General features: G+C 64.1%; 19 protein-coding genes. 1 reads left to right on the plus strand and 18 read right to left on the minus strand.

What is annotated here, in order from left to right; all coding sequences use genetic code 11:
• Window positions 1-78: 78 nt before the first annotated feature.
• The 14 genes from AC4PTO_RS10115 to AC4PTO_RS10180 form a co-directional block, all read right to left on the minus strand.
• Complete coding sequence (locus AC4PTO_RS10115) at window positions 79-492, minus strand: hypothetical protein (RefSeq protein ID WP_492728129.1); 414 nt, start codon at window positions 490-492, stop codon at window positions 79-81.
• Window positions 489-833 carry a hypothetical protein gene (locus tag AC4PTO_RS10120; RefSeq protein WP_492728130.1) on the minus strand — a complete coding sequence of 115 codons (345 nt, stop codon included), beginning with the start codon at window positions 831-833 and terminating at the stop codon, window positions 489-491. Before AC4PTO_RS10120 ends, AC4PTO_RS10115 begins: the two co-directional genes overlap by 4 nt.
• Before the next feature lie 124 nt (window positions 834-957).
• Window positions 958-1377: a phage tail protein gene (locus AC4PTO_RS10125; RefSeq protein ID WP_492728131.1), complete on the minus strand. Its 420-nt coding sequence runs from the start codon at window positions 1375-1377 to the stop codon at window positions 958-960.
• Entirely contained in the window at window positions 1377-3608 is a 2232-nt protein-coding gene (locus tag AC4PTO_RS10130) for a phage tail tape measure protein (protein WP_492728132.1), read from the minus strand. Before AC4PTO_RS10130 ends, AC4PTO_RS10125 begins: the two co-directional genes overlap by 1 nt.
• Window positions 3609-3697: 89 nt before the next feature.
• Window positions 3698-3988, minus strand: a complete 291-nt coding sequence (locus AC4PTO_RS10135) for a hypothetical protein (protein WP_492728133.1) — start codon at window positions 3986-3988, stop codon at window positions 3698-3700.
• On the minus strand, window positions 3985-4443 hold the full coding sequence (locus AC4PTO_RS10140) for a hypothetical protein (protein ID WP_492728135.1): 459 nt from the start codon (window positions 4441-4443) through the stop codon (window positions 3985-3987). Before AC4PTO_RS10140 ends, AC4PTO_RS10135 begins: the two co-directional genes overlap by 4 nt.
• A gap of 287 nt (window positions 4444-4730) precedes the next feature.
• A complete protein-coding gene (locus tag AC4PTO_RS10145; protein ID WP_492728136.1) occupies window positions 4731-5258 on the minus strand; it encodes a hypothetical protein in 528 nt (175 codons plus the stop codon).
• Entirely contained in the window at window positions 5255-5677 is a 423-nt protein-coding gene (locus AC4PTO_RS10150; RefSeq protein ID WP_492728138.1) for a hypothetical protein, read from the minus strand. The genes AC4PTO_RS10145 and AC4PTO_RS10150 overlap by 4 nt, the downstream gene beginning before the upstream one ends.
• Before the next feature lie 54 nt (window positions 5678-5731).
• The gene (locus tag AC4PTO_RS10155) at window positions 5732-6187 is read right to left on the minus strand and encodes a hypothetical protein (protein WP_492728140.1); all 456 of its coding nucleotides are present in this window, start codon (window positions 6185-6187) and stop codon (window positions 5732-5734) included.
• Window positions 6180-6614: a DUF6074 family protein gene (locus AC4PTO_RS10160; protein WP_492728142.1), complete on the minus strand. Its 435-nt coding sequence runs from the start codon at window positions 6612-6614 to the stop codon at window positions 6180-6182. The genes AC4PTO_RS10155 and AC4PTO_RS10160 overlap by 8 nt, the downstream gene beginning before the upstream one ends.
• 279 nt (window positions 6615-6893) lie before the next feature.
• Entirely contained in the window at window positions 6894-8000 is a 1107-nt protein-coding gene (locus AC4PTO_RS10165; RefSeq protein WP_492728143.1) for an AAA family ATPase, read from the minus strand.
• Window positions 8001-8003: 3 nt separating this feature from the next.
• On the minus strand, window positions 8004-8195 hold the full coding sequence (locus AC4PTO_RS10170) for a helix-turn-helix transcriptional regulator (protein ID WP_492728145.1): 192 nt from the start codon (window positions 8193-8195) through the stop codon (window positions 8004-8006).
• 95 nt (window positions 8196-8290) lie between these two features.
• Window positions 8291-8974, minus strand: a complete 684-nt coding sequence (locus AC4PTO_RS10175; protein WP_492728147.1) for a hypothetical protein — start codon at window positions 8972-8974, stop codon at window positions 8291-8293.
• Window positions 8971-10233 carry a tyrosine-type recombinase/integrase gene (locus AC4PTO_RS10180; RefSeq protein ID WP_492728148.1) on the minus strand — a complete coding sequence of 421 codons (1263 nt, stop codon included), beginning with the start codon at window positions 10231-10233 and terminating at the stop codon, window positions 8971-8973. The genes AC4PTO_RS10175 and AC4PTO_RS10180 overlap by 4 nt, the downstream gene beginning before the upstream one ends.
• Window positions 10234-10599: 366 nt before the next feature.
• Between AC4PTO_RS10180 and AC4PTO_RS10185 the strand changes: the two genes are divergently transcribed.
• Entirely contained in the window at window positions 10600-10869 is a 270-nt protein-coding gene (locus AC4PTO_RS10185; RefSeq protein WP_492728149.1) for a hypothetical protein, read from the plus strand.
• Window positions 10870-10881: 12 nt separating this feature from the next.
• On the opposite strand, the gene AC4PTO_RS10190 is transcribed toward AC4PTO_RS10185, so the two are convergent.
• The 4 genes from AC4PTO_RS10190 to AC4PTO_RS10205 all read right to left on the minus strand — a co-directional run bounded on the left by AC4PTO_RS10190 (window position 10882) and on the right by AC4PTO_RS10205 (window position 12398).
• On the minus strand, window positions 10882-11274 hold the full coding sequence (locus tag AC4PTO_RS10190) for a hypothetical protein (RefSeq protein WP_492728150.1): 393 nt from the start codon (window positions 11272-11274) through the stop codon (window positions 10882-10884).
• 321 nt (window positions 11275-11595) lie between these two features.
• Window positions 11596-11787 carry a hypothetical protein gene (locus AC4PTO_RS10195; RefSeq protein WP_492728151.1) on the minus strand — a complete coding sequence of 64 codons (192 nt, stop codon included), beginning with the start codon at window positions 11785-11787 and terminating at the stop codon, window positions 11596-11598.
• On the minus strand, window positions 11787-12194 hold the full coding sequence (locus AC4PTO_RS10200; RefSeq protein WP_492728152.1) for a hypothetical protein: 408 nt from the start codon (window positions 12192-12194) through the stop codon (window positions 11787-11789). Before AC4PTO_RS10200 ends, AC4PTO_RS10195 begins: the two co-directional genes overlap by 1 nt.
• Before the next feature lie 24 nt (window positions 12195-12218).
• Window positions 12219-12398, minus strand: a complete 180-nt coding sequence (locus AC4PTO_RS10205) for a hypothetical protein (RefSeq protein WP_492728153.1) — start codon at window positions 12396-12398, stop codon at window positions 12219-12221.
• Window positions 12399-12401 lie beyond the last annotated feature (3 nt).

Genomic DNA, 12401 nt, shown 5'->3' on the forward strand with positions numbered 1-12401 from the left:
GCTCGCCGAAGCCCTGCGCGAAAAGGGCTTCCTGCCCGATCGCTGAGCCCGCGCGGGGCCGTTGAGGCCCCGCCCCGGTCATTGCTCCTCGAGGAGGCGCTTGAGCCGCGTCAGGGCGGCGCTGAGCGCGTCAGACGCGGCGGCGTGCTGCGGGACCATGTTTGTAACCTTCAGGAGATCCTCGCCGGCCGCATATTGAGCGATCATCAGTTCACGGTGGCGCTCCATCTCTTTGCGCAAGAATAGCGCGCGCTCGTTGCTTTGGCGCGATTTCCGTTCGATCACCTTCGACTTCGAAATCGCGATGGCAACTTCGTGCGCGACGATCGCCCGCACCGCCGGCCCGGCCTCGATCTGGCCTCGTGCGATGGTCAGGACGCCGGATGCCGCCAGGCGCCGAAGCGCGCCCTCCGAGCGGCCGATCAGCTCGGCGAATGTGGAAAGGGGCACCGTGACCGGTGCCCCCCGATGACTGCCCCCCTTGGCCGTCATTTTCCGCCTGCCGCCTTGAGTTCGGCGTTCCAGCCGTCCTCGGCCGTTTCGCCCTTGGTGGAGCCCATCGGCTGAGCCCAGCCGCCGATTTCTTTTTCGGCCGCCGCGCGTTGTTCGATCGTCCGGTAGCCTTCCGGCGCCGCGCGCGGGACGTCGGCAAGCAATTTCACGATGCTTTCCGCGGAGACGCCCGCCTCGGCGAGCTTTCCGGCAAAATCCGCGGCGAAGGCTTCGCGGCCCCGCGCTTCGGGGCTGTCCATGACGGCGGCCATGGTTTGCCGGAATGCCGCGGCGCCCTCGCGGCGCGCTTGAGCAAGCGTCTCTGTAGTGGTCTTGGTCATTACGACCTCCCTCTCTTTGTGGGCCGTAGGCCCGGTTTCAGTTCGGCTTTCGTGGGTGATGATGAGCGGCGTTCCGTTTTTCTGTGTCATCAAGCTGTAACTTTTCGTCATCGCCATTTTCCTATCAGAACAGCTTGGAGATTGCGGCGATGTAGCCGCCGATACCGGGGGCGCGGGCGCGTTGCAGAACGATGTCCACGTCGATCTTCTTGCCCACGCCGGTTCGCGCCAGATAGGTGGACTTCTCGGTCACCTTCATGACATTGACCCAGCCGAGAAGCCCGCCGTCACCGCGCATCATGTATTGCGGCAGGCCCGTGTCGGACATGAGTTTCAGGATGGTAAGCGACGCCCCACCTCCGTATGCCTCAGGAAAGAGCATCGCCCGCACAGTCCAGACCTCAGGAGACGCCCCAACAAACTCGAGGGGCGGCATGGCGCCAACCACCGGCTTCTCCGCGAAGTCGGCGCCATAGGTATGGCCGGTCTCGTGCATGTTGAAGGGCAGCACTTTGAACCGGACAGGCCCGATCATCATCAACATCACATAGCTCCATGATAATCGGCCATGATGCCGCTCAGCGAGCGGCGCAGACGGTCCTCGATCTCTTGGATGATCTGATCCACGATCGCGCCCTCTTGGCCCGCCGCGGCGTGAATGACCGGAGATATGGTGATCTCCGAGATCGTGACGCCACCGCCGCCCCGCCCGGTAGGGTGGACATAGCCGCTCCGCGACGGTGTGAACGGCTCCGGCCCCTGCTCTCCGACGAGATAGGTTTTCCCCGCCGATACCGGGCCGCCCTTGGCCCGGGCGCCCGCGAAACCGGAACCCCCGGATGACGGCGCCGATGCGGCCCCGCCGGGCGCACGGAGCGTGCGGGAGAGACGTGTCGCCTGATCAAGGGCGCGTTCGATTGACGAGGTGTCGACCACCGGTTTGATTTCCGTGCCGCCCAGATCGGCAAGCGTGCCGTTGAGCGCCGTCGCCGCGGTCTCCGCCTTGGCCAGCGCCGCCTCGACTTCGGCAAGATCCTCTTGGCGCGCGGCCAGCTCGTCGCGCAACGGCATCGCCATCGCCGCAGACAACGGGCCATCGCCAATATTGGAAATTTTGTGTTCGATTTCGGCGATGTAATTGCGAAGGTCTGCGGCCTCGTCGCGCAGGCGGGCGATCTCGGCCGATCGCGTCTCGAGCGGCGCCCCGGAAGCGGCGGCGGCGGTTTCGCGGTCGGCCTGGTCTTGCCATTCCGCCGGCGTCATCGCCGCGACGCGGGCGGCAGACTTTTCCAGCGACTCGGCTTCATCCGAGTTCGCAGGTTTCGGCGCGAGGCCGGCATAAACGGCGGCACCAACAAGGCCGCCCTTGCCGAAGCCGCGCGCCAGAGCCGCAATCCGCCGCGACCTCGTCGCCGTCGTGGCCTCGAGCCCAGCCATGGCGGCTTCGGCCTTCGCGGCCCCCCGCGCAAAGCCTCCGCCCATTGCCCCGGCCGCCGCGGTCACCATGTCGAGCGAGCCGGCAAGCAGGCTGAGCGCGCCGCCCTTACCGAGGAGACCGACGAACCGTAGCGCGCTGATCGCGCCCTTGAGGGCGACAAGAGCGCCGACCGACATCATCACGTTGGCGACAAGATCGGGGTGGGCATCGACGAAGGCCGTCAACTTCTCGATGACAGGCGCGATACGGTCGATCAGATCCGAAAGAACCGGCAGGAGCGCGTCGCCGATCGTGACCGACAGCGCCCGCATCGTGTTCTGGAAGCGCAGCACCTTCGCGTCGAAGGTCTTGCTCCGCACCTCGAACTCCTTGAAGGCGGAGCCGGCGTATTTCGAGCGGTTCTCCACGAGGCCGAGCGAGCCGCGCAGGAGATCAAGGTTTGTCAGCAGCGGGCCGAGGGCCCGCGCCTCGTCGCCGAACAGGTCCGACGAAACGGACGCCTGAACCTCCTTCGGCAGCGAGGCAAGCTTCTCGATAACCTCAACCGTGGTCCCGACCGCGTCTTCCTGCATGCGCTTGGCAACGTTCGTTGCGTCGAGCCCGAGCTTCTTGAACGCTAGGCTCTGTCGCTTCGTCGCGCTGTCACCTTTCGTGAGAGCCCGGCCCATGTTTCGGAACGAGGTCGCGGCAACCTCGGACTCCGCGCCCGCCGCAATCATTGCCGAGGCGAAGGCCGCCGTCTCTTCGGCCGCAAAGCCGTATTGCTTCGACGTGGCGCCGACGCGCTTCATCACGTCAAGGATCTCGGCCGCGCTCGACGCCTGGCTGTTCGATAGATGGTTCATCGCGTCGGCCAGGAGAACCGTCTCGTCGATGGTCATCCCCATCCCGGTCATGATCTTCGCCATGCTCTCCCCGGCCTCGTCGGCCGAGATGTCGAACGCGGTCCCGACTTTCGCAGCCGCCCCCGTGAACCGGACAAGATCCTCGCCCGCGATACCGGCCTGACCGGCCGCCGCCGCAATCGCCGCAAGCCCCGTCAGGCTGACCGGGATTTCTTTCGAGAGGGCGACCAGATCGCCCTTGAATGCCTTGAGCGCTTCGGGCGTCGGAAAGTCTACGACCTTCCGAACATCGGCCATCGCGCTTTCGAACTCGCGCGCGGCCTGAACCGGCCCGCCGATCGCAGCCTTCAGCGCGTAATACGCGCCCACTGTATCGACGATGCCCATGCGCGCCTTTGCCAGCGCGGCGTCGTTCCGCACAATGGCCGCGTGAACGCGCTCCTGCATCGTCACGGCGCCGCCGCGGTCGCCCTCTTTGATCTTGCGGTTCATGCCGCCAAGAGACGCCGCAACCCGCTTCGCTGGGCCGCTCACGCGATCCAGAAGTTCAACGACAAGCTGAGACGTGCGGGACCGAGCCATTAGTGCGGAACCTCGCCCTGTCGCTGGCGGCGCTTCATGGAGTGAATTGCCGAAAAGGCCGCTTGGAGATCCGCCAGGTTGAGCTGCGATGCTGTGCCTGAAGGCAGGCTCGCGACGAGGTCAACCTCGGCGCAAATGAGCGCCATGGGCTTGACGCCGCGGCCGTTGGCCCAGATCTGGCGAATGCGGCGTCGCGTCTCATAGGTCAGACGAAGAACAAGCGCCCGAAGCGTGAAGTCGCCGTCTTCCGTGGCGACGGTGAGCGGCGCGGAAAGGGGGATTGTGGTCATAGCTTCGCGCCCACCTTCAACTTGCCGATCAGATCCGCGGCTGTCGCGTCGATCCGATCCAGTGCGGCGTCCAGTTCGCGCCGCAGCACCCCGGAAGTGGCATCGCCGAGGTCGAGCTGGGCAAACGGTGCGGTCTCGGCGCGCACCTGCGCGGTGACCGCGGAAAAGGCGCCGATAACCTCGTCCATTGCGATCAGCCCGCGGCGGCGTTCGGCCACTCGCTCTTCGATCTCGGTCGCGCGTGCAGCCAGGTGGCGCTCGCGCCCGGATGGAATGGCCTGGCGGGCCTTCGCCGCCTCGAAGTGGGCGGCCACCGCACGGATCACGTCTTGCGTCCGGTAACGGCCCCGCCCAACGCGTTGAATGCCATGATCGCGGGCAAGCGTCTGGACCCAGCGCAGGCTGCGCCCCGCAGCTTCAGCGACTTCAGGTCCGGTCATCGTGTATTCAGACATTCAGACCCCCAAAGCGAAAACGAAATGCGATTTTTTTCGGCAAAAAAACGGCCGAAACCCGGGAGCCGCGCGGCCCGCACCCGCCCCCTGCCGGGAACGGTCCCTTGACGGGGGGGGTGACGGCGGGGGGGGCACACAGAGCCCCCCGCCGCCGACGGGACGGGCGTGCGGTTCGCCCGTCCCTTGGTCGGTCTCGCCCGACCGGGCGCTGTTTCGCCGCTTCGCCGGAAAGCAGCAGCGGCGCATTTGCCGAGGCCACGTTACCTCGGTGATGGAACCAAGATTTTTCAAGGCGCTTCTGCCAAAACCGCGCGGGGGTCGGCGTCGGGCCGCCGCTGGACGGCCAGCCCGGCCTTTTCTGCGATGCGGATTTGACGCTCTTCCTCGAGCTCGAGGTCGAAGAGCGCAGCCGAGGCCTCGGCAATCTGCGCTGCGCGTTCGGTGCGGGCGATGCCCTCACGGTTGGCCAGCGCGCGGTCGATCCGGTCGACGATCAGACCGCGAATGAGGTCGCGGTCGGTCAGGACCAAGAGGCCGACGATGTCGCTGACGTGCGGGTCGCGCGGGCTGAAACGCGGCGCGCTGTCGCTTGCGAGGAGGGTGGAAATGTCGAAGGCGCTGCGGGCATTTTCTGCGAAGCGGTCAAGGCCGACGTCAACGGCGGAAAGCATCTCCTCACGAGAGGCCGGCGCCGCGCGCAAGGTTTTCAGCGTGGCCTGAGCGGCGGCGATCTTGGCTTGGATTGCCGGGACGGAATCGAGGGCGGACAGAGCGGCGGCGCGATCTTTGCCGCGAAGCTTTGCGAAGGCGGTCATTGGCGAAGCCCCCGGACAGACATGCGCGCTTCGGGATCGAGCGCATCGCCGACGACCGCGACCGGGAGCGGAAGGCGGTTCTCGCGGGCGAAGGTCGCGCAGGAATTGAAGAGTCGAAGCGCAGATTGGTATTCGGCCGACGTTTCGTCCGCGATGGCTTTGGCGCCCGGATATTCGGCCGTGATCTCGGCGATCCGCCTTTCGAGGGCGGCCGCTTTTTCGTCGGCCGCCTGGCGTGCCTCGCGGCTGCCGAAGCTCTCGCGGCCGAGCGCCTGCAGCTCGGCGCGGGCGCCCGCAACTTCCTGAAGGATGGAATTTTTCCGAGCGGTGGCGGCGAGCGCCGCCTCGCGGCAGCGATCGCGGATGTGCTGGAGATGGGTCAAGCGTTCCCGCGCTGCGTATGTGATTTGTCCGGTCATGTCGGCCTCCTTTCGGGCAAAGTGACCGATCCGGGGAATCGCGTCGCCTGAAATTCAATTCTGCCGGATTGAATTTCCGCGTTTCGAGCGGATGATCTCTCGAAGGGTTCGTTCCGAAATCGCGATGTTTGCGAGGTTGAGCGCGTCGAGGTCGCCGAGGATGTGTGCGACGTGCGACAGCGGGAAAGGCGAATGGATCGTTCGGACGCCGTCTGCATCGCGCGGCGATTTGAAGGCCCGCCAGGCGAGGCCGATCGCGTCCGAAAGATTCCGGACAGAGAGTTCGCCATCGGGGTCGATCAGGTCGACGAGATCGAGAAGCAACTCGTTCCGCCGTTCGATGCTGGCGCGCCGCCTGGGCGAGCATCCGCCCCGCGGGCTGGCGAGCGGCACCTGGTGGCGACGGATGCCCAGTTCCTCGACCGGGTCGAGGCCGGCCGCGACGATCTCGGGCAGGATCGTCGCAATCCTGAGCCGCAGGTCTGCGATGTCCGTTTCGAGGTCAGGCATCGCGGCTCCAACTGACGCTGGTCGCGATCAACGCGCTTGTGGCGGTTCGGCCGTCTTCCATCTGCCACCGGATAATCTGGGATGGCTCCCCGTCTTTTCGGGTATATGGCTCGATCCTGACCACCGTTGCGACTTGCCCTCGATAGTCGATCTCCGTCCCGACCTCAGGCGGCGTTTCGAAATGGATCGCGTAGCTTCGGGCCCTCTTGGCTTGCCGACTTTCGATCTTGCTGCGCTCATGGGCATCGGCGACCGCCTGCCGAAAGGTCGCGATCTGCTTGTCGATTGCATCTTGCGAAACACCGGCAGCGGCGAGATCGGCGCGCAGGCGCGCGCAGATCTTGCGCCAGCGCTTGGCTCGGCCGTGACGGTTTCTGCACCGGGCCAGCGCTTTTTCCGTCTGAACCGGGTCAGGTATTGCGGCCATATCGGGCCTCCCGCATGCCTAGGTCGGACACACGACGCCACCCCCCTAAAGGGGGGGTGTCTGTGTGTCCGCCTGTCCGGTGCTTCGGACACACGGCCCGGACACACGCGAAAAACCCGCGTGTCCTCGTGTGTCCAGCGTGTCCAGCTTTCCGGACACACGGGGATGGAAAACGGGCTTCCGGCGTGTCCGGCGTGTCCAGTCCGACGACGAACTGCGGACACACGCGAAAAATCCGCGTGTCCTCGTGTGTCCAGCGTGTCCGGAAGGCCGGCATCATCATGCACGGCCCCCGATGGAGATCACGCCGTCCGACACTACCTCGGCAAGCCCAAGGTCCAGAATCCGATCAACAGCACGAGCCGCCTCCTTGCGGCGCGCCTCGGCGGTTTTCCCGTTCAGCATGCCGCTATCGATAAGCGTTTGCCGCGCAGATTCAGTCGATATTTCGCCCGGCGACAAGAGCTTTGCCAGGTCGCGGGCCTTGCTATCGGCCGTCTCTCTTCTTGCGTCATTTATCGCCGCCAGGCACGGCGCTGCCAAATCCTGATCGCAGTCGAGCACCGCCGCCGTGACCGCCGCGCCCGTAGCGTCGCGTCCTATTTCGACGGCCCGCATCCGAAGCATCAGCTTATCGGCGGGCGCGTGATTGCGCTGTTTGACCGTTTCAACGGTCACCGCATCGCCTTTTCTGTCGACACGAATTTCGGTGTCGACGGCGGCGCGCAGGGCGCTAGAGCCGCGTGCACCACGCTCGGCGTCTTTGCCGGAATGGTGAACCAGCATCACATGCGCGCCGGTCTCGCGCCGTATCTTGTCGCAACCGGCGACAATCGACGCCATCGCGGAAGCTGAGTTTTCTTCAGCGCCTTCGGCGCATCTGGCCAACGTGTCGAAAACAATCAGGCTGGCGTCGAGGCCCGCGACGGCAGCGATGAAAGCGTCAACCGCGGTCGCATTGCTGAGCCGCACATGGCCCGCGACCATAAAAAAGCTCGCCTCCTGGTCGATCGCCGCTGCGATGCTTGGCGAATTGATTTCGATTGCCGTGGCGCGGTCACGAATACCGACATGATCTTCGGCGGCGACGTAGATGACCGGACCTGCGACAGTCTCAAACCCGTTCCATGCCGACCCCGCGGCAATCGCATGAGCCAGTCCCACGGTAGCCGTTGATTTTCCTGAGTTGCTTGGGCCATAGAGCACCGAAAGCCCGCCTTGATCGAGCCACCCACGAACCAGCGGAGCCGGAAAACGCCGCCGCCTGAGATCCCCACGCGGGATGAGCACGAAATTCCCGGCAGAGCCCGTTTCTGCCCCTTCGGCATAAGCAGCGTCAGGTGGCCGGTCGAAATCATCCGGCCCGAGTGAAAATCCGTCTGCCATGCATCACCGATCGCCCTGACGTTCGATGAATGCGTCAATTTCATCGGCACGCCAAAAGCGGCGGCGGTTGATTCTGATCGGCTTAGGGAATCCAAGATCAGGGTTTTGGGACCAGCGCCAAAGCGCCATATCCGAGACACCACCAAATGCCGCACGAACTTGCGCGGCGTTGAGGAGTTGGGTTCCGTTTTGCATCGTTGCCTCCGTTTATAACGAAAGCCACGTTGCGCCCATCGCCTCGCAAATTACACAGCGAACAACCCCACCGAATTTCAGAAATTTCGGGGCAATTAGCCGGGATATTGAGAAAGTTCCCGCCGAACATCGGCCATCAGGACTTCCAGCCATTTACGGGATCCGCGCGGGTCTTTGGTCTGATCGACGCCCTCAACGATCGATGCGAGAACATGGTCAACCCCGTCGCCAGAATGGCCACCGTTCAGCGTGAGACCTTGTGCCCGCCACAGTTTGCCGAGCGCGATCGCGAGGCTCACCTGTGGCGAGTGGTCGCGAAGTTTAGCCGCGACCCCACCTTTTCCCCGGACCTGAAGGCCGCCGACGGCGTCTTCAATCGCGTCGAGGGCGCGGCTGGCCTGATTGGCCGAAGCCGCGGCATCGCGCATGTGCGACTGTGCAAACGCAACTGCGCCCCAAACATTCTCGCCCAGTTCGTTCCTCCCGATTTGGACGGCACGGCCCAGGTTGTCGAGACCTGCGAGGGCCGCCCCCAGCTCGGCAGATAGCCGGGTGACATCTTTGCGCACCTGGTCGAGTTCGGCTTTCGAGAGGCTGGCCGCCATCGCCCCGAGATACTCAGCGACAATCGCGATCGGCGCACCGTCGCGATCCGCCAGGCGGCCAAGTTTCTCTCGCTGGGGCTCGCCCAGTGCGTCAACCGCCGCCGCCCAAAGTGCCCGGGCGCGGTCGATGTCGCAGACGCGATACGTCGCCAAAATGGGTTCACCATCCGTCATCTCGTTTTTCCGATGCGGACAACATTTTCGGCTTTTTCGCCGATCAATGACGCAACGAACGAAGCCCAAGCGTCCAGCGCCTGCCGCTTTTCATCAGCGTAGTCGTGCCGCTGGTATACAGCCACGATGCCGCCGCCCGTCCCGCTGATGTGGTTCAGGACGGCCTCGGTGACGCGCACGGGGATGCCAAGCCGAGCCATCCCGGTTGCCGCCGTCCTGCGCAGATCATGGAAGGTCCAGCGGGGGATCTCGACAGGTTCGCCTCGCTCTTTCTCTGCAATCTGTTCCATGGCAGCAGCAAGCGCCGCCCGCGCCTTGAAGAAACCGGAAACAGGGGAACGCCCTGTGGTGCTGAAGACATAAGACGTGTTGTGCCCCGGCGCGACGATCCGGGGCGAGGCGGCCAGAATGTCCTGCACGGCCTTTGACAGGGGCACATTGTGCGCCCTTGCGTTTTTCGTGCGTTCTGCCTCGAGGCACCAGAGATCACCGTCGATCTCGGCATCCGTCATGCGGGCCACCTCGTTCAGCCGCTGCCCGGTCAAGAGGAGCGCCCTACCAACCTGCCCCCATGGGAAACCCTCGGCCTCGCAGGCGGACCAGAACCAGCGAATTTCATCGTCGGACAGCACCCGATCGCGGCTTGTCTCTTTCGCAGCAGGCTTCACGCCGGTTGCCGGGGACATGGGCAGAATGTCCCGCTCGACGCACCAGTTGAGGAATCTCGACAGATAGGCGCGGACGCGGTTCGCCGTCACCACACGGCCGCTATCCGCGATGCCGTCGAGAAGGTCGATCACGTCGCGCTTGGCAATGTCGTGAATGTCCCGCTCGCCCCATTGGGCCACCACGAAGCGGTCAAGCTCGCGCTTCACCACGTCACCGGATTTCAGGCCGGCAAGGTGCCGCTTGGCGTATTGCTTGACCAAGGTCTTGACCTTGTCCCGCTCGGAAAGCTGCGCGTCGATCTTCGCTGCCTTGGTCGCCCTCTTCTCAACCGCAGGGTTCTTGCCGCGCTCCACCTTGTCGAGCGCATCAGATGCCGCTGCCCGCGCCTCGGCCAGCCCCATGAGCGGCCAGCGCCCTAGGGTCAGCTTCGCGGGTTTGCCACCGAACCGATAGCGCAACGCCCATGACTTCACGCCGCTGGACTGCACCACAAGGTAGAGGCCCGAAAGCGCCGGATCTGGAATCTCATACCGCTTCGCGGGGTCGGGTTTAGCGGCCTCAACGGCCTTGGTCGTCAGCGCCCTTGCCATAGTCAATTTGTCCTCTGGGGTAACACTGGGGTAACACTTTCGGGTGTATTGAAGCGTTACCCCGAGTTAGGAACATTACCTAACATGAGGCATATTTTCTTTATTTTCAAGGCCGATAAGGTGGATGGATAGTTTTACAAAGTTATGGCTCGTTACGGCATGAAAATAGACTGTTAATCAATTGGTCGTAGGTTCGATCCCTACCGCCGGAGCCATAACCTTCTGAAAATGCTACGAAAAACAGGACGCGCATTTAGCGTCCGTCCGTTGTCCGAGCGCGTCCGATCCGGACGGCCATGCGCAACGCCCCGCTGATCCGCAGAATCTCCATGCGCGCGGGGCGGTTGTTCGCTATAGGTTCTGATCATGTGGACCATGCGACCCTGTGTCATTGGCGGCCAGACTGCGCCCGGCGATTTCGTCGTGTTGCGGCGCGGGCAGGAGGTTGGCCGCGTGGTGCCGGCGCCGCACATTCCCGGAACCCTCCCCTATGATTGGTCGACCTGGACCTACCCGGCCGATAACGGCAAGGCCAATGACATCGAGGACGCATTGAGCCAGCTGCGCGCCGCGATCCGGCGCCGGTGGCCCGACAATGAAGAACGCGTGCCGCTGGCGGGCACGCGTCGGGGGTAGGTGTCGGGTCTTTCAGATACCTGTCGGGTCGCCGAAATGTTCGATGATCTTGGCTTCCAGACAGGCACGGGCGGCACCAAGCGTTGCAGGCCCGTGGAGCCACCGCCATTCATCATCAGTGACGATCCCGCCCGCCGCCTCGACTGAATAGGCGAATGCCATGGCCCACAGACTGGGAACAAACCCAAGGCGCAAGCGCAGATCACGCTCTCGCCATGAGTTATCTCCGGGAAGGTGATGCAGGCTGCCGAGAGGCGTGACTGGAAGCTCCTTCGCGGATGTCGCCCCGACCACAATGCGCACGCCGGGGCGCTGATACTGTGCTAGGGACAATGCGTCGTCAGGCGTCATAGTAATGTTCTCGATATCGTGCAGGAAGTGCTGCGGGTAGCTCAGTGTCGCCACAGCGGCCTCCGAGGTGGGGCTAGGACTTTGGCCTTGCAGCCGCCTTCATGCTTTCCATCCCGGATGGGCTCACCAAGAGTTGCCCACGCATGAATGGCTTCCCATCTGATGGATGGATGCCAGAGCTGCTTGCCAGAATGACGTACTCACCCTCACCGATAAGGCTCAGGAAATACTCCCACGCTTCCGGCGAAAACCGGCCCGGGGGGTCGATGTAAGCCCAACCGTCGGCCCTGTAGGTCTTGCCCGGTATGGGCTCACCAGGCGGAATGAAAGGCGAAGAAAAGGACTGGTGCTCGGCCATAGGCGCCTCCGGGGTAGTTAGGTGGACTGGTCTAGCGCCGCGCGTTGCAGCTGTGATCGGGCGAGGGTGCAGGCGAATGCTCCGAGCGCAAGGTTCGACGTGGTGATGGTTTCAGAGTTCGGCGCCAGTTCATCGAGCACCTTTGCGACAATCACCGCAGCGAGAGCTTCAATCTTCGCTATGTCGTCGTCGTCAAGTTTATCTTCCATCACTGCCCCTCCAGCCAATGCAGGCAGAGGTCGCGCGCGCCGTGTTTGGTGGAACCGGCCGGGATCGAGTAGCGGAGGCCGCCCCACCAGGTGCGTGCGCAGACCTGCGGCAGGGGCGTGTATTTGGCCGGGGCGTAGGACTGATCCGAGATCGCGGCAAGGCTGTAGGGGCGCGGCAGCGGGCGGCGCGGCTGTTTGCCGATCGTCTCGATCGGGGATCCGTCGCGGTCCGCGCGCGCGGGCGGCGTGGGCTGCGGTTCCGGGGCCGGTTCCGGAGCCGGTTCCGGCGCGGGCGCCGGGGCATCGGTGCCGGGGCCCGGATCGGCGGGGCCGCATTCGCCATCGCCGCAGGCCCAGGCGGGCGCGAACAGGATGGCCATGGCGGTGCCGAGCAGTAGCATTTTCATGTCAGGTGTCCCTCTGAGTTTTTGTTATTGGGATTGGTAATTGTGATTGATGGAGACGCTGGTGCAGCGGATCTCATGTTCCAGAGCCTGCTCGAAGACGGTCACCAGCTCGTCTAGGATGGCGATCTGATCGCGCGTAAAGACGCATTCGTCCCGAATGGTGGTGCGCGCCCGCTTGAAAATATCTCTCGTTTTCCAGTTCATCGC

This window comes from Rhodobacter maritimus (assembly GCF_058747975.1).